Below are 19,163 nucleotides of genomic sequence, written 5' to 3' on the forward strand. Positions count from 1 at the left end.
TATTTTATCACTCCAAAGTGGACTTTAATGTATTGATAAATTGGTGAATACTTGTTGATTTAGTAGCAAAACTAGCCTTATTTACGATTAGTCTTGTACTAATGTCTTCTATTTCTTCTAAAATAAATAACCCGTTTTCTTTTAAAGTATTTCCTGTTTCAACAATATCGACGATCGCATCTGCTAACCCAATAAGTGGTGCCAACTCTACGGAACCATTTAATTTAACTGTTTCAACGGATCGACCATTTTGTTGAAAGTGTTTCTTCGCTACAGTTGGAAACTTGGATGCAATTGTCAGCTTCTGTGTATTATTTAATACTTGTTCAGATTTTCCAGCTACAACAAACTGACATTTCCCCAATTTTAAATCGAGCATTTCATAGACGTCAGCTTGGGCTTCTAGAATATTATCTTTTCCAACAATACCAACATCTGCTGCGCCTTTTTCTACATATGTTGGGACATCAAGTGCTTTAACGAAAATTAACTTGATACGTTGATCATCGCTGTAAAAGACAAGTTTTCGGCTTTTTTCATGAAAGTCTGTAAATTGTATTCCAGCATTCGTTAACAGCTGAATCGTGCTTTCTGCGGTTCGTCCTTTCGCTAATGCTAGTGTAATGGTATCCACTTATGCATCCTCCTTTGGATCCTGAATAAGTTGGAGCAATTCATTAGAATCTTGGAACTGTATTTCCTTATTTTCATAGATAAGTAGGTTCAAACTTTTTTTGTACTGAATTGTCGTTTCAGGAATTTGTGCTTTTGCTCGATTTCCAGTGGAATATGTTAATACGTTGTATCCATCTTCACGTAATCTGTATGCAGTAAATAAGGCTTCAGACTGTTTCTCCGTATCATAGTAAACAATAAAGTCGACTAACGTTTTCTCTTGGAGAGGGGAATACTGCTGTTTCATAGCTTGAAATAGATAGTCGATTTCAAAGGCAAATCCAATAGCGGGTACTTCATCTGAGAATTGTTCGGCTAAGTTGTTATACCTTCCCCCCATTAAAACAGGTTTGCCAAAATCCTCTACATATCCTTGGAAAATAATTCCGGAATAATAATTCATATTGTTGATTAGTCCGAGATCCATTACCACATAATCTTCTACTCCATATGCATGAAGCACATCAAACACGTCAATAAGATTTTGTAATTTTAATTGCATGTTTTCGTTCTGGATGACTTGTTTTGCTTTTTGAATCACCATTATAGGATCCCCATATAAAAGGGGAATAGCTTCTATAGCAGATCGTACTGTAGGTTCAACTGTTAAGGTCTTAAGAAATGGCTCGATTTCTGCAATATTTTTTGATTGAATATAGGTTTGTAGTTGTTCTAATTCATGTTGTGATAGCTGAACGTGTTCAATTAACTCTTTAAAGAAACCTGCATGCCCAATTTCTATCTTGAAGTTTTTAAATCCAAGATCTTTCAACGTATGGATGGCAAGCATGATAACTTCTGCATCACTTTCAGGTGAATTTTCTCCAAAATATTCAATTCCTGCTTGCGTTCTTTCTTTATGTTCGTTTTGAGATTGACGAAATACATCAAGTACATAGTACAAACGTGATTCGTCTGATGACTTATACTTATCCAAGGCTGTCATTCTTGTGATAGGTATCGTTACATCTGGACGCATGACCAACACATTTCCGGATGGATCAATCACTTTAATCATCTCATCCTTATTTACCGTTCCAGTAATACTTGTATAAAGGTCATAGTATTCAAATGTGGAAGTCCGTACTTGTTGATATCCATAAGTGGTAAAGCGTGTTTTTAATGTTGTTATGAGATCGTCTATAATTTCAAAGTCTTTAACACTCGTATCTTTGGTATTATCAAAAATATAGTTTTGCATAAAAATCTTCCTTCCAGTCTTGCGCTTTATTACTTTATCGCTTTATCTAATTAAAGTTATATAGTATTCTAGTAATAAATGACGGAAAAGTCAATACAAAGGGGAGAAGTTTATGTTCGATTATCATATTCACAGCAATTTCTCAGCAGATTGTAAGACACCAATGGAGAAAACAATTGAAACTGCTATTAAAATAGGTTTAAAGGAAATTTGTTTTACCGAGCATATCGATTATGATTATCCTGATAAATCAATTGTGTTTGAGTTTGATTTAAGTGATTACGACAAGAAAATAATAAAAATGCAAGAAACATATGGGGAATATATTCGTATTAAAAAGGGTGTGGAGATTGGGTTACAGCCGCATCTGTTAACTCGGTATAATAATTTATTGGATAAAGAATCGTTTGATTTTATAATTGGTTCGATGCATACAACTGAAGGAAAGGATCTCCACTCTGGAGAGTTTTTCCAAAACAAAACTGTCGAGGAGGCATACCTTTCTTATTACGAAGAATTACTTTCGTGTGTGAAGCAGTTTAATCAATACAATATATTAGGCCATATAGATTTAGTAAAAAGATACTCGGCAAAAAAAAGCAATAATGATTTTCACGATATATTAATGTCGATTTTTGAGGAAATCATTCCTAAAGGAAAAGGAATTGAATTGAATACGTCAGGGTATCGTTATGGATTAGAAAGTGGAATGCCTAGTGTTGATATTTTAAAACGATACAGGGAGTGCGGTGGTGAAATCATTACAATTGGTTCTGATTCCCATATCGATTCTACTTTGGCTTATCGGTTTAAGGATGGTCTTGAATTGCTTGAAGCGATCGGGTTTAACTATATTGCAACGTTCGATAAGCAAAAACCAACCTTTTATTCTATTAAAAGTCTGCTGAACTAATGGACGAGAATGTCGTAAACTTTAGGTATATTATAAAGCAAAAAACACGGTTAGATGCTATAATGGTTTTGATAAAATAATAATTATAGCTGGTGTATAAAATGAATCAACTAAAGAAATTTCTTCTAATAATTGGCGGCTTGCTTTCACTAGGACTTGGGATATTAGGTATAATATTACCATTAATACCAACTACGCCTTTATTACTATTAGCTGCAGCTTGTTTCATACGTAGCTCTAATGACTTATACGAATGGTTGATCTCAAATAAATATTTTGGCACTTATATAGAAAATTTTCGATTAGGTAAAGGTATTCCATTAAAAGCGAAGATTACAGGTGTAACGGTATTGTGGTTATCGATGGGTTATACGATATTATTTGTAATCCCTCTCTTAGTAATAAAGCTTATTTTATTATTTATAGGTTCGTTTTTTACATGGTTTATTTTAAAACAAAAGACGTTATGTAAAACAGAGCAGCAAACGAGCTAAATGGGGTTACATTTTTGAGAAGAAAACATATCATTGGATTAACAACCTTGTGTACAATTATCATATGTGTTTTAGTTATGACAAACTTTCCTAAGGAGACTAAGTCTGAATTGGAAATAAATACTAGTAATCCAACTGTGTTTGTTCATGGTTATAAAGGAACACATAATTCATTTGGGTCTATGTTAGGCCGGTTTGAGGAAGAGTACAAATGGGGTAATAAAGCAATCGTGTACCGAATTTCCAAACAAGGGGATTTGCGAAGGTATAACCTTAATAAAGGTAAGAGGGAACCGGCTTTCATTCAAGTTATTTTTGAGGATAACCGAGCCAATTTCATCGACACTACTCAATGGCTGTCAAAAGTTATGAACGATCTAAGAGTGGCTTACCACATTGATACTGTTAATCTAGTTGGACATTCCATGGGAGGCATCGTTGCTCTTAAATACCTGGAGGAATATCAACATTCAGAGCGTTTCCCCATGATGGATAAGCTAATTACAATTGGAAGTCCATTTGATGGTATATACAGTGAAACGTATTTTCAACTTAATCGGGATCCTGCAACAATTGATTTAAGGCAAGACTCTAGTGCATTACAATTACTTCAGAAAAATAAACAATCGATACCAAATCGACTTCGTGTATTGAATATAGGAAGTACTGGTGATTTAGTAGCAACGCCACAAAGTGTGCAGGCATTACGAACTATTATACCAAGTGACCAATTAGAAGAAGTTATGATTAAAAACGACGACTTAGGACATAGTGAACTGCATGAAAACAAAGAGGTGGATTATTTAATTCACAAATTCCTGTGGCAAGATGACGTCCAATAACTTATAATATTGCAGTATGATTAATATAAATCGGATATTTTTAAAAGGAATGATTAGGTGGTAAATCATCATATGTACGATAAATTAACGAAGATTACATCCCAGAAAAATGTGATGGTTAATGAGCCCTTGAGAAATCATACGTATACTAAATTAGGTGGTAAAGCAGATTTTTTAGTTACCCCAGAAGCGTATGAAGAAGTACAGCAAATTGTTAAGCTGGCGAATGCAGAGGACATTAAATTCACATTATTAGGAAATGGATCAAACTTAATCGTCAAAGACGGTGGTATCCGGGGCATTGTAATGAATTTGAAGCAATTAACTACGATTAACACAGATGGTAAAACCATTGTTGCCCAAAGTGGTGCCAAAATTATTGATGTATCCAGAGAAGCTTTAAGCAATAAGCTATCGGGAATGGAATTTGCTTGTGGAATTCCTGGTTCAGTTGGTGGTGCGTTATTTATGAATGCCGGTGCATATGGTGGAGAGATAAAAGATGTTCTTGTAAGCACCATTGTTGTTGATAAAGAAGGTGATCTTTACTCGCTATCTGCTGCTGAATTAGATTTGGAATACCGCACTAGTAACATCCCAGATAAAGGTTACATTGTTCTAGAGGCTACATTTATACTAAAAGACGGTCACTATGATGAAATCAAAGCAATTATGGATGATCTCACATTTAAACGTGAATCAAAGCAGCCATTAGAGTATCCTTCATGCGGAAGTGTATTTAAGCGGCCACCAGGGTATTTTGCTGGTAAGTTAATTCAAGATAGTAATTTACAAGGAAAGCAAATAGGTGGAGCACAGGTATCTTTAAAACATGCAGGATTTATTGTCAATAAAGATAATGCGTCTGCAAAGGAATATATTGATTTAATTCATTTTGTACAGGAAACGGTGAAAGATAAATTTGGAGTCAATTTAGAGCGTGAAGTGAAAATTATTGGTGAAGAAACAAATAAATAAAAAGCGCAATGATGAGAAAAAATCTCATCATTGCGCTTTTGTTGTTCTGCTTATGAATTTCTAAACCTGTGTAGAAAGGTTTGTAAGCGTTCGTTTGTTGGGTTCTCAATAACTTCGCTAGGTGGTCCTTCTTCTGCAATAACACCATTATCTAAAAATAGAACACGATCAGCAATATCTAGTGCGAATTCCATTTCATGGGTAACAAGTACCATTGCCATTTCGCCTTCTTTGGCGATATCACGAATAACCTCTAATACTTCACCAACCAGTTCTGGGTCAAGTGCAGATGTTACCTCATCAAATAACATGATTTTTGGACGCATTACAAGTGCCCGTGCCATGGCAACACGCTGCTTTTGTCCACCGGAAAGCTGGTTTGGATAATTATCTAATTTATCGCCTAAGCCAACTTTTTCCAGCATTTCAATCGAACGGTTTTTAGCTTCTTGTTTATCTTCCTTTTGGACATGAATGGGTGCTGTCATACAGTTTTCTAAAATTGTCATATGCGGGAAAAGGTTAAAGTGCTGGAATACCATCCCAATATTACCACGAACTTCACGTAAATGTTTTTCGTTAGCTGGTACAAGCTCTCCATTCTTCTCCATATGCCATAGATTATCCCCGTCTACAATAATGGATCCTGAAGTTGGTTGCTCTAATGTCATTAACATACGAATGATCGTCGTTTTACCGGAACCACTTGGACCGATCACGGCAACTTTTTCTGAAGGCATAATATCTAAATTTATACCTTTTAAAACTTCGACATCACCAAATGATTTGTACACATTTTCATATCTTACAATTGGTTCTCCAGAAACGCCAACTGACTGATCTACATCTTTACTTTTTAACTCTGGTTCTGACATTATGATACAGCTCCTTTACCTTCTTCTATCGGTTTACTACCAGACGGTGCTTTTTTATCAAAACGCCGATTCATTTTCTTCTCTAACTTCTTAATAAGAATAGCAGAAGGATAACTTAATGCTAAGAATAATATTGCCACAATTGTAAGTGCCTCCAGATATTTCCAATGCTGTGCTCCATAGCTATTAGCCATGTGCAATATACCTACAACTCCAATTGTTGAAGCTAATGGAACTTCCTTAAACATAATGATTAAGTAGTTTCCTAGCATAGGAATCGTCGGAGGTATTGCTTGTGGTAATATTATTTTAGACCATTTCTGCCTTGTAGAAAAGTTCAATGCTTTTGAAGCTTCCCATTGCCCCTTTTCCACACCTTCTATACCTGAACGATAAACTTCTCCAATGTAGGTACTAAAGTGTACACCCAGACCTAAGACCGCGCATGTAAAAGGGTCTAAAGTGACTCCGACTACAGGAACCATCGGCCACGCGTAAAAGAGAAAGAATAACTGTACAAGTGGTGGTGTGGAACGAATAAATTCCATTACCCATGTAACAATCCAATTAAGTGGTTTAAATGGTATGCGACGTAAAAACGTCCAAGCAAAGCCGAAAATTAGTGCAAATAAGTAACATGCGACTGTAAGGGCTATTGTAATTCCTAAACCTTGGATAACGATAGGGAAGGCGTCAAAGAATATATCCCAACTCCAATTATTCATTAGGTGGCCACCCCTTTCTTAGAAATGCTTTCCGCTTTGCGTGTTAACCAAATTAATGGAAGTGCCATAATAAAGTAGAAAACAAGCACTAACATGTAAACGGTTGGCGCTGCAGATAGATCGGAGCTTCTTAAAATATCTCCATAATACAAGATATCTGTCATACCAATTAGTGACACTAATGAAGTTGCTTTTAACATTTGAATGAGATAATTTCCGAATTCTGGTAACATCATACGCACTGCCTGTGGGAAAATAACTAATCGCATCCGTTGAAAACGCGACATATTTAATGCAGTACTTGCCTCAGTCTGTCCCTTTGCAACAGCTAGAATAGACCCACGAACAATCTCAGACATATATGCACCATAGTTTAATGATATAGCTAATACACCTGCTAGTAGGTTACTTCCTAAATCAATACCAAATAACATTGGGAGTGCATAGTATAACCAAAATAATTGAACAATTAAAGATGTGCCACGGAAGATCTCTACGTAGAAACCAGTGAATTTTCGGAGGATAACGTTATTTGAAAGGCGACAGAGTCCAGCAATAAAAGCAAATAGATATCCGAAAATAGCGGAAAAAATAAGAACAATAATGGTAATCTCTATTCCTTTCATCAGAACCGGAAAGACTTCAGCTATAGCGCTAATAGTGATCACTCCTTTACGGATTTAATTTTTATGGAAAAAAGGATAGGGTCAGACCCCCTGGATGAGGGAGTCGGACCCTATGGAGTCAATGGTATATTTTTTATAGATTTAACTATAACTTTTAGCAGGTAAGAAAATATAAAACTTTCTTATCTGCATAAGTGCAACTAGGTCATTCGCCACAAGTCTTGGCGAATGACAAGTTTTCTAATCTTTTTTTAAACGTTGCCGCCACATACTTTTTCTGTAGTAATATCTGATGGAACAGCATTCATTTCTTCACTAAAGCTATTTGCTTCTAATAATTCTGCAACAGTACCATCTTCTTTCAATTCAGCAAGCTTTTCATTATATGCTTCACGTAAATCGTCACTGTCACTATGGAAAGCTGCTGCACCATAACTTGGTACACCTTCAACATCAGGCTGTTCAAATTCATTAACAAATTCTAATGCATCTGTATCAGCTGACTCTAATGCCATTTTAATTGTCATCTCTGTACCAGTTGTAGCATCAGCACGTCCTGATTCTACAGCTGAGAATGTTGCCGGAATGTCATCCGCACTTTGGATTTGACCTGCGTCTACACCCTCCGTTTTAAGGAATTCATTCTCTGTTGCACCAGCCATAACGGAAACAGTTATGTCGGGATTGTCAGCAATATCTTTATAGCTAGTTATGCCTAACGGATTACCTTTTTGTACGATTAATCCTTCACCATACATCATTTCTGGTTCACCGAAATCAACGTTTTCACAGCGGTCAGGGTTAATTGCCATACCAGCAGTTATTACATCAAACTGTTGGGCATTTAGACCTGGAATAAGCTGTCCAAAGTCAGCAAGTTGTGAATCCATTTCCTCGATTCCTAGTTCTGCAAAGACTGCAGCTGCTATATCTACTGCCGCTCCTTTTAATTCACCATCTTCTTCATATGCATAAGGTTTCTCATTTGCAAAACCAATCGTTACTTTTCCTTCCTCTTGTAATTGTGCTAGTAAACTATCGTCAACTTCACCTTCACCTTCACCATCACCATTACTATCGCTATCACCATCTCCACTTGTATCATCAGATCCGCATGCAGCGAGTAGAATAAAAGAAAAGCTTAATACTAAACTAAGTAACAGTTTCTTATTCATCTTGAAAAATGACCTCCCTTAGAATTTTAAAGCACAAAAACATTCAGTGCCTCAAGCAAATTTTTAAATTTACTTTTTCTCTTTTTATGACTTTTCTACTACGTAAAATGCACCTCAGTGACGCCAAAAAATCTATCCCTGAAGTGTCGTTACGATTCAATCAATCATATTATATATGTTATATCTAATTATAATTCTTCTCAAATGCAATATATTTTGATAATTTGGAATATAGCTCTATAAATTAGCCCTAATTAAATCCTGCTAGGACATGCAAAAGTATACTTGTATATAGTATGGTTTACTCCAAAATCCTTAAAAAACGTTATATTTCACGGTTTTTCTTACAAAAATTTACAGATGTATGTATTTAGTTGAATAATAGTATAGAAGCCTCACTAGTCAAAACACATAAAAATAAGTACGGTATTCATAGTTAAGTAGCTTTAATAAAAAAATATGAATTATTTCAAGGAGAAGTTATATAAGTCGAGGGAAACTCGAATGGATTACTTTACTAGATTTGTTCAGATAAACAATGATTACCAAAATATTCACTTAGCAGAGCTTAAAGGTTTGATAAAGGTGGTAATCGTTTCTGTATCAAATCATACTAGGAGAGATTTCTTTAAACAAAAAGAATGGGGAAATCCGAGGGTGACGAGGTTTATATGTTAAACTTAATATAAGTATTATAGTTTTTAACAAAGGCTGTTTTCGCACGCATTGTTGCTTTTTCATCTAGTTGATATATAATGCGACGTAACAGCAACGTCGTGATTTCCGCTCCGGGCAGTCGCTTTCCGCGGGCGGCTGGTGAGCGACCACGTGCTGAAGCACTTTGGTGTCTCACCTATGCCTATCTTCCCGCAGGACAAGAAAGGCTAAGAAAGCGACACATCGCACGCCGGAGCTTTCCTTGTCCTGCGGGAAAGTGAAGACGCTACAGACCCCACAGGGATCCGTCTTTGCGAGCGAGGAGGCTCAGCGCGAGCCCGCGGAAAGCGTAGTATTTTCCGCAGCGGTAGCAGAGCATTGATCGTGCTCTCAAGTTATGTCGCAATATAAATCTATTCTCTTTAAAAGCAACAAACTTTACGAAAACAGCTTTAACAATTAAGACTTAGCTTATCTTAGCTCACTCTAATATTATGTATAGGAGTTTTACTATGTTATTTTATATTATTCTATCAATAGCTATTATGTTAGTCGTCCTTTTATTATCATTATTCACTATTTCAAAAGGATACGCATATAAGCATACAGTTGATCCCTTACCAGATGAACAAGAGGATAAAAATGACACCGACATTAAAGAAAATTACTAATAAAAAATGACAAGTCTGCAATTATAGTGCTGATTTGTCATTTTTTAAAAGTAACGATAGTATAAAACTTTCTTATCTACATAAGTGCAACTTTGTCTTTCGCCATTAAGGCTTGGCAATAAGCCAAATTTTTTAATGATCTATATACTATACTTCACCATTACAAAGCATTTCTTCTGTAATGTCAGGCACCACTTTATGCATCTCTTCAACAAATCCATTAGCTTATAGTAGTTCAGAAACAGCTTAGTGTGATCTTTTTGTGTCTAATGGTTTTAACTTTGCTTCAATTTTATCTCGCTGATCTTCAAAAAACGGCGGTAATGCTAACGACTCTCCTAAATGTTCGATATCTTCATCTGTCGCAAATCCAGGGCCGTCTGTAGCTAACTCAAAGAGAATGCCATTGGGTTCTCTGAAATATAGGGACTTGAAATAAAAACGATCGACTAATCCAGAGTTGGGTAAACGTAGTTCCTGTAAACGATCTTTCCATTTAGATAACTCTTCTTCATTATCAACCCGGAAAGCAACGTGGTGAACACTTCCGCGGCCAGGACGTTCTGGTTGTAAATCGTTTCTTACTTCCAAATGAACCTCAGCACCTGTTCCACCCTCTGCTGTAGCAAATACCATAATGTCCTCCTGAGAGGTTATCGAAGAAGGGTAACTACCGACCTGTTTAAAGGTTAAAAGTTTTGTTAGTATGGTGATGGTTGGTGTTGGATCTTTTACTGTTAACTTAGTGGGACCAAGCCCAATGATTCCGTTTTCCATAGGAACACTGCTATGATCCCATGGTTTTCCTCCCTTAACACCTATGTTCGTTTCATCTGAAACAAGCGTTAATCGCTGACCCTCGGGATCACGAAAATGTATGACACTTCTATTTCCATCTTTTGTAATCCCATCGTGATCCACGTTGTATTCATGAAGTCTGTCCTGCCAGTATGTTAGAGCAGCATCGTTTGGAACGCGTAAAGAGGTGCCTGAGATACTGCTGATTCCCTGATAGGTTGAACCTGCATGTGGAATCTCAAAAAACGTTAAGTCTGTTCCCGGGTTACCCACCTCATCTGCATAAAACAAATGATAAACAGATGTGTCATCTTGATTAACTGTCTTTTTAACAAGTCTCATGCCTAAAACTTCTGTATAGAAATGGTAATTTCCCTTTGCGTCTGCTGTAATGGCGGATACATGATGGATACCTTTTATTTGCATAATTACTCCTCCTGTGACTTTTATCTCGTTCTAAGTATAAATTTAACTGTGAATAGAGTCTATTTGTTTGTTTTATTCCTTATTTTCCTCATAGCTTGGTCTTAGTCCTCTTTTAAGCTGATTAATACTTAATCCAAAGTCCATCTGTAAATGTGGGTAATCTTTAAAATTGTTCCAGTCTCCGCCCCATTCAAATCCTAGATTCTTAGCAAGTTCAGCTACTTCAAACCAGTCAGATTCACCGTTTCCGTTTCCATCATATTGCGTATCCCATATCATTTCTCCGTTTTCGTCTTGTAGGGTATAATCGATGGCTAGACCATAATTATGATAAGATTCACCACCTCTAGCATACGTTACAATGTCTCCTTGTTTTGATCTTCCTTGAGCATATAATTCGTTTTGCCTTCTGATTGAACGTGTCTTTTCTATAATAACAACTTCTATATCTAAATTGGAGGCTTGTTCAAGAAGAATATCCTTTTTCTCTTCTACCAATGGATGCAGTTCTATTGGTATTGGAGCATCTTCTCCTAAATCCATATATTGATCTTCTAATCGGTTATATAAAACAAAAATGATTACGATGAAAATAATCACTGTAATCCATGCAAGAATGTCTTTTTTTAGTTTATTCATGCAGCAAGTGCTCCTTTTCTACAGGTGGGTATTAGTAGTTATTATATCATGTAGATGGGGTAAACCTCGAAGGTGAATTTTTGAAATTTTTTCATTTATACAATCGATGGAAGTTGTAAAAAAGGGATGTTTAAAAAATATATAATTATTTTTGTATTCACAATTATCACTTTTAGTATTGTATAGTTAATAATAGAGATGAGACGGTATTCAGTTTGGGGTACTACTCTTAGGAGATCTACAGTAAAATAAGCTTGAGGGAGGGAGTACATGTACGTATTAATGGTGATTGTCATTGGATATTTGTTTGGATGTCTTCATGGTTCACAGCTGGTTAGCAAGCTTAAGAGTGTTGATATTAAAAACACTGGTGTAAAAAACCCTGGTGCTTCCAATACAACCATACTGCTGGGATGGAAATATGGTGCTTTAGTTGCGCTGATTGATATCTTTAAAGCAACTTTATCGATATTATTAGTAGTATATATTTTAAATGAAAGTGGAGTTGTCGGCGAAACACAAACCATGCTCATCTACATCAATGCTCTATTTATCATACTAGGACATAACTACCCACTGACAATGAGATTTAGTGGAGGAAAAGGCACAGCTTCACTTGTTGGGGTTTTAATTGCAATTGACTGGAAAATTGCTTTAATCAGTATAGGGATTTTATTGTTATTTACGTTGACGACTGATTATCTAGTAGTTGGGGTACTATTTATGTATCTATCCTTTTTAATTACAACTTATTATTTCTTTGGAATTGAACCAACAATGATAGTCGTACTTTTATCAGTGCTTAGTATCATGAAGCATCTCGAAAACTATAAACGGATATTGAAAAAAGAAGAAACGAAATTATCAAGTTTATTTCGAAAAGGAGCAGAATAACCTTTCTGAATTGAAATGAATGGAGGAAAACATGCTTGATATTATTAGTTGGATTATTATAGTAGCTTTATTTTTGTTAAGTTTTGTTGGAATTATATTTCCAATTATCCCATCAGTTCTTGTGCTATGGGTAGGTTTTATACTATATCACTTTGTCATAAACGGTACCGAACTGGATTTTGTTTTTTGGGCTGTTATGGTTGTGTTCACTGTCATTCTTATTGTCTCAGATATTATTGCTAATAGTTATTTTGTGAAAAAGTTTGGTGGGAGTAAATGGGGTGAGCGTGGTGCTGCCGTTGCTGTAATTGTTGGATCATTTATTATACCACCGTTTGGAATTATAATCGTACCTTTTATAACGGTTATTCTAATTGAAATGTATCAAAAACGTACGACAAAGGAAGCAATGCAAGCATCTATAGGATCATTAATTGGATTCTTGAGCGGAGTGGTAGCAAAAGTTATTATTCAACTTGTAATGATTAGTTGGTTCTTTGTCGTAATACTATTTTAAAGAGAAAGGATTTAATAACATGAGTCTTCCACCAAGAGTTATGACAATAGCAGGATCAGCAGCTGGTGGTAGTGCTGGGATTCAAGCGGATTTAAAAACGTTTCAGGAATTAGATGTCTATGGTATGAGTGTTATTACCGCCATAGTTAGCAGACACCCAATCACCAGCAAAAATGTTCATGCCCAGACTATGGAGGCTATCGAAGCGCAATTCGCCACGGCAATGAAGCAAGTTGGAGTCGATGGACTCAAAACGGGAATGTTATTTTCTAAATCTGTGATTGAAAGAACTGCTGAGTTGATCCAACAAACTTCCATTCAACATATAGTTGTTGATCCAGTTATGGTAGGGAAAATGGATTCAAAGCTTCTAGAAGATGATGCCATTACTATGCTAAAAGATAAGTTAATTCCTTTAGCGACAATAATAACGCCTAATGTACCTGAAGCATCACTCTTATTAGATGGCCGAACGATAGACAATATAGATGATTTAAAAACAGCGGCGGTTGACTTGTATCAACTAGGTTCAGACTATGTGCTGGCAAAAGGCGGACGTTTAAAGGGACCGGCAATAGATGTATTATATGATGGAACAAAATCTATCCTGCTTGAATCGCCACGTATTGATACAATAAATACAAGTGGTGCAGGGTGTACGTATTCAGCGGCGATTGCTGCCTATTTGGTAAAAGGTAAGCCTGTAAGAGAAGCGGTTCACTTGGCAAAAGGTTTTGTCACAACAGCAATTCAGCATGGGTTTTCCTATACGGAAATAGTTGGCCCAACGTATCATGCGGCAATGCGAAACAGGGGTATTGCCCATGAGATTAAACTATCTTATTGGAGGGATTAAGAATGGGGAAGCGAGCATTAATTAATGTAGATTATACCAACGATTTTGTAGCAACAGATGGAATGCTGACATGTGGAGAACCAGGACAAGATATTGAAGGAAACATTGTATCGATTACCAATGAGTTTTTAGAAGTTGGTGATTATGTAGTTTTCGCAATCGATGCACATGAAAAGGATGATAAATTTCATCCAGAAACGAAATTATTTCCACCGCATAATATCAAGGGGACTCCAGGACGTGATTTGTACGGTGAACTAGCGGATGTGTATGAAGGAAACAAAGAGAAAGAAAATGTCTATTACTTTGATAAAACGCGCTACAGTGCATTTGCAGGCACAGATTTAGAAATTAAATTACGTGAACGCGAGATTGACGAAGTTCATTTAGTAGGTGTTTGTACAGATATTTGTGTATTGCATACCGCTGTAGATGCATATAACAAAGGTTTTAAAATAGTGGTACATCAAAATGCGGTAGCAAGCTTTAATGCTCGTGGGCATGAATGGGCTCTAGGTCACTTTACAAATACTCTAGGTGCGAAAGTAATTTAAATGAAAAGCTTGTAGTAAACGGATCCGTTGCTACAAGCTATTTTGTAGTCTAGGAAATTATAAAATTAGGAGCCTGTGGATAATTTATTTACTGCTTAAGCCACGTCCAGCTCCGACGTACAGGACGTACTAGTGCCGATGACGCCACAGGACGTGGCGTTTTCATCGGCCAGCGCCCGTGCTGTTAGTGGGCTTCCTGATCCTCCTTACGATAAGTCAACATCGAATCGCTACCGCTCTTCGTGTTTCCTTTATCTCATGCGAATTTGGAAGATCGACTAACTTCGCCGCTTTGCGCGGCAACGTCGACCCACCCGCGATGCGCGGGCGCAGCCCATACGTCGCTAAACGGGCGCTTGCGCTTTTGTTCATTAGGATGTACTTATTCATTGTTCATAACTTTATCTTCAGCAAAATGAAGTCCAAATGATACAACACTAAGTTGAACCATTTTACAAGGCATTAGGATTTGAATTTACAGGACACGTGGTTGATGGGGAGATAAGTTCTCCACATACGAAAAACCACTGATAGATAAGGCTTGACTTTACTTTCACATCCATATATATTTAGAAATATAATACATGAAACGTTGAAAAGGATTAGTACATTTTGACCGTCTTTTATAGAGAGGAAATGGATGCTGAAAATTTCCAAAGACATAAAATGGAACCTGCCTTCCGAGTTCGCCATCAGAAAAGCATTTCTGCTGTAAGATGTGCGCGGTGATCAACCGTTATTATGCCAAGTGTACAAGGGCTAAACTTAGTCTTGTAAACAAGGGTGGTACCACCAACCTCGGTCCCTTTTCGGATGGAGGATTTTTTGTGTTCTGTTAATAATAAATTTAAATAAAGAGGTGTTTAGTATGGGTAAAAAAAATAAGCAGTTTGTTGAAAAAATTACCGCTATGGAAGATGATTTCGCACAATGGTATACAGATGTCGTAAAACAAGCAGATTTAGTTGATTATGGTCCAGTACGCGGAACGATGATTATTAAGCCTGAAGGTTTCGCAATATGGGAAAACATTCGTGATGAATTGGATCGCCAAATTAAAGCAACTGGTCATTCGAATGTATCGTTTCCCTTATTTATACCGGAAAGCCTACTGCAAAAGGAAAAGGACCATGTCGAGGGGTTCGCACCTGAAGTGGCATGGGTAACACACGGTGGGGAAGAAGAACTAAGTGAGCGCCTAGTTGTTCGACCAACATCTGAAGCACTTTTTTGTGAATATTATTCCAAAAATATTCACTCTTACCGCGACCTTCCAATGCTTTATAATCAGTGGAGTAATGTAGTTCGTTGGGAAAAAACCACTCGTCCATTCCTACGCTCACTAGAATTTTTATGGCAAGAGGGACATACCGCGCACGCAACATATGAAGATGCTGCAGAAGAAACGGAAAGAATGCTCGGTGTATATGCAGATGTTGTTGAGAACTATTTAGCAATCCCAGTAATTCATGGACGTAAAACAGAAAAAGAAAAGTTTGCTGGAGCAAAGTACACATTGACAATTGAAAGCTTAATGCATGATGGTAAAGCATTACAATCTGGAACTTCCCACCATTTCGGCTCGGGATTTGCAGAAGCATTTGATATTACGTATCTAGATGAAAATGGGGACCAACAATATGTACATCAAACCTCTTGGGGAATTACTACACGATTAATCGGTGCATTAATTATGGTCCATGGGGACAACCGTGGACTTGTTGTTCCGCCGCGCATAGCACCAACACAGGCAATGATTGTACCAATAGCACAACATAAAGAAGGTGTGTTGGATCATGCGTATGATTTACGTGATCGCTTAAAAGATATCGCTCGAGTAAATATTGATCCAAGTGATAAAATGCCAGGTTGGAAATTCAATGAGTATGAAATGAAAGGTATTCCAGTTCGTATTGAAATGGGACCAAAGGATATTGAAAAAGAACAAGTAGTACTAGTACGCCGGGATACAGGTGAAAAAGAATTCGTGGCACTTAATGAGCTAGAGGAACGTTTACCTATATTATTAGAGGAAATTCAACAGAACCTGTATAATAAAGCACTTGAGCATAGAAATGAAATGACTACTGTTGTAACGGATATGGAAGAATTCAAACAAACGCTTGATCAAAAAGCAGGATTCATAAAAGCTATGTGGTGTGGAGATCTTGCATGTGAAGAAAAGATTAAAGAAGAAACAACAGCAACATCTCGTTGTATTCCTTTTGAACAAGAAAAAGTAGCTGATTCGTGTGTATGCTGTGAGAAACAAGCTAAAGAATTAGTTTATTGGGCAAAAGCATATTAATAGGTAATCAGCGGGAGCGCAGTATAAATGCGCTCCCTCTTCTATTGGTGGATAAGAACGTATAAAACGTTCTTATCCACATAAGTGCAACTATAGCTTTCGCCATGAAGGCTTGCACTCCAAAGCATAAGGGCTTCTAAGAAAGCAAAGTACGCTTACTAAGAATCCCTTTAACGATAAGCCAAGTTTTCTAATAAGCAAAAAATAGTTGATATAAATGTAAAAAACTATTGCCTTGGTTACGTGATTTGTGTTATAAATATACATAGTAATTAATAAATATACATCTTCAGTGGAGGAAAACATGAAAAGTCAGTTAACAATTGAGATAGAAAAAATACAAAAAAATCTTTGGGATATGAGTCAATACCTTTACGAAAATCCAGAATTAGGAGATCAGGAATACCAGTCTATGAAGTTGCTAACTAAATTTTTAGCTGATCATAATTTTAATATTGAGACTGGGATTGTAAATAGAGATACTGCGTTTAAAGCAGCATATAAAAGCGGAAAGCCAGGTCCAACTATTGCATACTTAGCTGAATATGATGCATTACCTGGTGTAGGTCATGGATGTGGGCATAATATGATTGGCACAATCGGCGTTGGTGCTGGTGTTATACTCAGCAAACTAGTAGATGAAATTGGTGGGAATGTAGTAGTTTTAGGTACACCAGCTGAGGAGACAAACGGTGCAAAGGTTCCGATGAGTGAGGAAGGAACTTTTGATGATGTCGATGTTGCCATGATCCTGCATCCTGGTGATCAATCGTATGAAAGTGGGGAAGCACTAGCAATGGATGCGATACAATTTGCATATGCAGGCAAATCATCTCACGCAGCTGCATCCCCTGAAGAAGGAATTAATGCATTAGATAGTGTGATTCAGCTTTTTAATGGTATTAACGCACTTCGTGAACACCTTCCATCTGATGTTCGTATCCACGGTGTCATCTCTGAAGGTGGACAGGCTGCCAATGTGGTACCAGATAAAGCAGTAGCGAATTTTTACATTCGTGCTAAAGAGCGAACCTGTTTAGATGAGGTTGTTGGAAAAGTGAAAAACATCGCAAATGGTGCAGCCCTTATGACTGGGGCAACATTAGAAATATCGAATTATGAGTTGAGCTATGATAATATGATTACTAATAAAGCTCTCTCCAACGTATTCACTCAAAATTTGCATGAAACGAGTGAGCAACCAATTCATCCTGCAAAACAAGGTTATGGATCCATCGATATGGGTAATGTAAGTCATGTTGTGCCGGCAATTCATCCTTATATCGGCTTACACGAAAAAGGCTTAATTGCACATACAAAAGAATTTGCTGACAAAACAATTACCAAAGAAGGTCGCCAAGCTGTGGCTGATGGTGCGCTTTCGTTAGCACAAACTGGATATGATTTAATAGTGGACAAAGCATTACTAACGAAAGTACAAAATGAATTTAAAAAAGGTTAATTTTTATGCACTGCAATGTATAAAAATACTAAATTTTTTATAAATATAAGGGAGAGATTTTAATGAAATTTTCAATTAGCAAGTTAATCATATTTATAGTAATGGCGAGTGTAATGGTTGCATGTGGGGACAGTAATAATGATGAAGATTCTTCAACGGATGCATCTCAAGATAAAGAAGTTTTAAAAATGGCTACTTCAGCCGATTTTCCTCCGTTCGAATCGCGTGACACAGAAGGTAATTTTGAAGGGTTTGACATAGATCTTGCACATAAGATTGCAGAAGAATTAGGATATGAATTGGAAATTGAAGATATGAGCTTTGATGGGTTGATCGGAGCGTTACAATCTGGCCGTGTTGATATGGTAATGGCTGGTATGAGTACAACAGAAAAACGTCAAAAGAATGTTGATTTTTCAAATGAGTATAACCGTTCAGGTGAAATGTTCATTAGTAAAGCAGATGCGTCTATTGAAAGCCTGGAAAACCTAGAAGGGAAAACAGTCGGTGTTCAACTTGGCACAATCCAAGAAGAAGGTGCAGAAAAACTTAGTGAAGAATATGGATTTGAGGTTAAAAAGGTTGATGATGCAAGTATTCTAATCCAAGAACTTAATTCAAATCGTATCGATGTTGGTTACATGGATAAAACAGTTGCTGTTGGATATGTAGACGAACAAGGCTTTGTCGGATTTGATGATCCTACAACAGTTTCACCAGGTATGGGTGTTGCATTTCCAAAGGATAGTGAACTTGTGGAGGATGTAAATAACATACTTGAAGATTTAGAAGAAAGTGGAGAATTAGACGAACTAAAAGATAAATGGCTATCTGATTCAGAGTAAGTAACGTACAAGCTAGAAAGGTGAGGTGATAA

21 protein-coding genes and 1 other annotated feature are annotated in these 19,163 nt (G+C 36.8%); of the genes, 12 read left to right on the top strand and 9 right to left on the bottom strand.

From position 1 onward, the window contains the following. Positions 1-7: 7 nt before the first annotated feature. Positions 8-634, bottom strand: coding sequence for an ATP phosphoribosyltransferase (gene hisG / locus ACFQ3N_RS07685; RefSeq protein ID WP_390361124.1), 627 nt, complete (start codon positions 632-634; stop codon positions 8-10). Then, positions 635-1,876 carry an ATP phosphoribosyltransferase regulatory subunit gene (hisZ, locus tag ACFQ3N_RS07690; protein WP_390361126.1) on the bottom strand — a complete coding sequence of 414 codons (1,242 nt, stop codon included), beginning with the start codon at positions 1,874-1,876 and terminating at the stop codon, positions 635-637. It lies immediately after the preceding gene. Between the two features lie 112 nt (positions 1,877-1,988). Here hisZ and ACFQ3N_RS07695 point away from each other — a divergent pair, with 112 nt between their 5' ends. From ACFQ3N_RS07695 to murB, 4 genes are all read left to right on the top strand, one after another. Beyond that, on the top strand, positions 1,989-2,789 hold the full coding sequence (locus ACFQ3N_RS07695) for a histidinol-phosphatase HisJ family protein (RefSeq protein ID WP_390361128.1): 801 nt from the start codon (positions 1,989-1,991) through the stop codon (positions 2,787-2,789). A gap of 101 nt (positions 2,790-2,890) precedes the next feature. Next, a complete protein-coding gene (locus tag ACFQ3N_RS07700) occupies positions 2,891-3,283 on the top strand; it encodes a YbaN family protein (RefSeq protein ID WP_390361130.1) in 393 nt (130 codons plus the stop codon). 14 nt (positions 3,284-3,297) lie between these two features. Continuing rightward, entirely contained in the window at positions 3,298-4,125 is an 828-nt protein-coding gene (locus ACFQ3N_RS07705; RefSeq protein ID WP_390361132.1) for an alpha/beta fold hydrolase, read from the top strand. Positions 4,126-4,197: 72 nt separating this feature from the next. Next, the gene (gene murB, locus ACFQ3N_RS07710) at positions 4,198-5,103 is read left to right on the top strand and encodes a UDP-N-acetylmuramate dehydrogenase (RefSeq protein ID WP_390361134.1); all 906 of its coding nucleotides are present in this window, start codon (positions 4,198-4,200) and stop codon (positions 5,101-5,103) included. 50 nt (positions 5,104-5,153) lie between these two features. Here murB and ehuA read toward each other — a convergent pair whose 3' ends face one another. From ehuA to ACFQ3N_RS07735, 5 genes are all read right to left on the bottom strand, one after another. Next, positions 5,154-5,978, bottom strand: a complete 825-nt coding sequence (gene ehuA / locus ACFQ3N_RS07715) for an ectoine/hydroxyectoine ABC transporter ATP-binding protein EhuA (protein ID WP_390361136.1) — start codon at positions 5,976-5,978, stop codon at positions 5,154-5,156. After that, positions 5,978-6,703, bottom strand: a complete 726-nt coding sequence (ehuD, locus tag ACFQ3N_RS07720; protein ID WP_390361138.1) for an ectoine/hydroxyectoine ABC transporter permease subunit EhuD — start codon at positions 6,701-6,703, stop codon at positions 5,978-5,980. The genes ehuA and ehuD overlap by 1 nt, the downstream gene beginning before the upstream one ends. Then, positions 6,703-7,362, bottom strand: coding sequence for an ectoine/hydroxyectoine ABC transporter permease subunit EhuC (gene ehuC / locus ACFQ3N_RS07725; protein ID WP_390361240.1), 660 nt, complete (start codon positions 7,360-7,362; stop codon positions 6,703-6,705). Before ehuC ends, ehuD begins: the two co-directional genes overlap by 1 nt. Positions 7,363-7,580: 218 nt before the next feature. Then, complete coding sequence (gene ehuB / locus ACFQ3N_RS07730) at positions 7,581-8,504, bottom strand: ectoine/hydroxyectoine ABC transporter substrate-binding protein EhuB (protein ID WP_390361140.1); 924 nt, start codon at positions 8,502-8,504, stop codon at positions 7,581-7,583. 667 nt (positions 8,505-9,171) lie between these two features. Next, complete coding sequence (locus ACFQ3N_RS07735; protein ID WP_390361142.1) at positions 9,172-9,357, bottom strand: hypothetical protein; 186 nt, start codon at positions 9,355-9,357, stop codon at positions 9,172-9,174. A 316-nt stretch (positions 9,358-9,673) separates the two neighbouring features. Here ACFQ3N_RS07735 and ytzI point away from each other — a divergent pair, with 316 nt between their 5' ends. Further along, positions 9,674-9,832: a YtzI protein gene (gene ytzI / locus ACFQ3N_RS07740; protein ID WP_390361144.1), complete on the top strand. Its 159-nt coding sequence runs from the start codon at positions 9,674-9,676 to the stop codon at positions 9,830-9,832. Positions 9,833-10,078: 246 nt separating this feature from the next. Here ytzI and ACFQ3N_RS07745 read toward each other — a convergent pair whose 3' ends face one another. Both ACFQ3N_RS07745 and ACFQ3N_RS07750 read right to left on the bottom strand, forming a co-directional pair. Then, a complete protein-coding gene (locus ACFQ3N_RS07745; protein WP_390361146.1) occupies positions 10,079-11,056 on the bottom strand; it encodes a ring-cleaving dioxygenase in 978 nt (325 codons plus the stop codon). 72 nt (positions 11,057-11,128) lie between these two features. Continuing rightward, positions 11,129-11,695: a M15 family metallopeptidase gene (locus ACFQ3N_RS07750; RefSeq protein WP_390361148.1), complete on the bottom strand. Its 567-nt coding sequence runs from the start codon at positions 11,693-11,695 to the stop codon at positions 11,129-11,131. A 270-nt stretch (positions 11,696-11,965) separates the two neighbouring features. Between ACFQ3N_RS07750 and ACFQ3N_RS07755 the strand changes: the two genes are divergently transcribed. From ACFQ3N_RS07755 to ACFQ3N_RS07785, 7 genes are all read left to right on the top strand, one after another. Beyond that, a complete protein-coding gene (locus ACFQ3N_RS07755; protein WP_390361149.1) occupies positions 11,966-12,589 on the top strand; it encodes a glycerol-3-phosphate acyltransferase in 624 nt (207 codons plus the stop codon). Positions 12,590-12,608: 19 nt separating this feature from the next. Further along, the gene (locus ACFQ3N_RS07760; RefSeq protein WP_390361150.1) at positions 12,609-13,106 is read left to right on the top strand and encodes a DUF456 domain-containing protein; all 498 of its coding nucleotides are present in this window, start codon (positions 12,609-12,611) and stop codon (positions 13,104-13,106) included. A 19-nt stretch (positions 13,107-13,125) separates the two neighbouring features. Continuing rightward, positions 13,126-13,962 (top strand): bifunctional hydroxymethylpyrimidine kinase/phosphomethylpyrimidine kinase, encoded by an 837-nt coding sequence (thiD, locus tag ACFQ3N_RS07765; RefSeq protein WP_390361152.1) that lies wholly within the window; start codon positions 13,126-13,128, stop codon positions 13,960-13,962. A gap of 2 nt (positions 13,963-13,964) precedes the next feature. Next, entirely contained in the window at positions 13,965-14,516 is a 552-nt protein-coding gene (locus tag ACFQ3N_RS07770; protein WP_390361154.1) for a cysteine hydrolase family protein, read from the top strand. Between the two features lie 583 nt (positions 14,517-15,099). Further along, positions 15,100-15,326: a binding site (T-box leader), on the top strand. A gap of 58 nt (positions 15,327-15,384) precedes the next feature. Beyond that, on the top strand, positions 15,385-16,824 hold the full coding sequence (gene proS, locus ACFQ3N_RS07775; RefSeq protein ID WP_390361156.1) for a proline--tRNA ligase: 1,440 nt from the start codon (positions 15,385-15,387) through the stop codon (positions 16,822-16,824). Between the two features lie 304 nt (positions 16,825-17,128). Next, the gene (locus ACFQ3N_RS07780; RefSeq protein ID WP_390361158.1) at positions 17,129-18,286 is read left to right on the top strand and encodes a M20 family metallopeptidase; all 1,158 of its coding nucleotides are present in this window, start codon (positions 17,129-17,131) and stop codon (positions 18,284-18,286) included. Positions 18,287-18,399: 113 nt separating this feature from the next. After that, positions 18,400-19,131 (top strand): ABC transporter substrate-binding protein, encoded by a 732-nt coding sequence (locus ACFQ3N_RS07785; protein WP_449369433.1) that lies wholly within the window; start codon positions 18,400-18,402, stop codon positions 19,129-19,131. Positions 19,132-19,163: the final 32 nt, after the last annotated feature.

The sequence above is a fragment of the Virgibacillus byunsanensis genome (genome assembly GCF_042675965.1).
GTDB classification, from domain to species: Bacteria; Bacillota; Bacilli; order Bacillales; family Amphibacillaceae; genus Virgibacillus_R; species Virgibacillus_R byunsanensis.

Coding starts and splice junctions, on each gene's coding strand:
- ehuB (WP_390361140.1), bottom strand. CDS start 8,504: ATGAATAAGAAACTGTTACTTAGTTTAGTATTAAGCTTTTCTTTTATT.
- ACFQ3N_RS07745 (WP_390361146.1), bottom strand. CDS start 11,056: ATGCAAATAAAAGGTATCCATCATGTATCCGCCATTACAGCAGACGCA.
- ACFQ3N_RS07780 (WP_390361158.1), top strand. CDS start 17,129: ATGAAAAGTCAGTTAACAATTGAGATAGAAAAAATACAAAAAAATCTT.
- ACFQ3N_RS07770 (WP_390361154.1), top strand. CDS start 13,965: ATGGGGAAGCGAGCATTAATTAATGTAGATTATACCAACGATTTTGTA.
- ytzI (WP_390361144.1), top strand. CDS start 9,674: ATGTTATTTTATATTATTCTATCAATAGCTATTATGTTAGTCGTCCTT.
- ACFQ3N_RS07785 (WP_449369433.1), top strand. CDS start 18,400: ATGGTTGCATGTGGGGACAGTAATAATGATGAAGATTCTTCAACGGAT.
- murB (WP_390361134.1), top strand. CDS start 4,198: ATGTACGATAAATTAACGAAGATTACATCCCAGAAAAATGTGATGGTT.
- ehuA (WP_390361136.1), bottom strand. CDS start 5,978: ATGTCAGAACCAGAGTTAAAAAGTAAAGATGTAGATCAGTCAGTTGGC.
- ACFQ3N_RS07760 (WP_390361150.1), top strand. CDS start 12,609: ATGGAGGAAAACATGCTTGATATTATTAGTTGGATTATTATAGTAGCT.
- ACFQ3N_RS07700 (WP_390361130.1), top strand. CDS start 2,891: ATGAATCAACTAAAGAAATTTCTTCTAATAATTGGCGGCTTGCTTTCA.
- thiD (WP_390361152.1), top strand. CDS start 13,126: ATGAGTCTTCCACCAAGAGTTATGACAATAGCAGGATCAGCAGCTGGT.
- ACFQ3N_RS07755 (WP_390361149.1), top strand. CDS start 11,966: ATGTACGTATTAATGGTGATTGTCATTGGATATTTGTTTGGATGTCTT.
- ACFQ3N_RS07695 (WP_390361128.1), top strand. CDS start 1,989: ATGTTCGATTATCATATTCACAGCAATTTCTCAGCAGATTGTAAGACA.
- proS (WP_390361156.1), top strand. CDS start 15,385: ATGGGTAAAAAAAATAAGCAGTTTGTTGAAAAAATTACCGCTATGGAA.
- ACFQ3N_RS07750 (WP_390361148.1), bottom strand. CDS start 11,695: ATGAATAAACTAAAAAAAGACATTCTTGCATGGATTACAGTGATTATT.
- ehuD (WP_390361138.1), bottom strand. CDS start 6,703: ATGAATAATTGGAGTTGGGATATATTCTTTGACGCCTTCCCTATCGTT.
- hisZ (WP_390361126.1), bottom strand. CDS start 1,876: ATGCAAAACTATATTTTTGATAATACCAAAGATACGAGTGTTAAAGAC.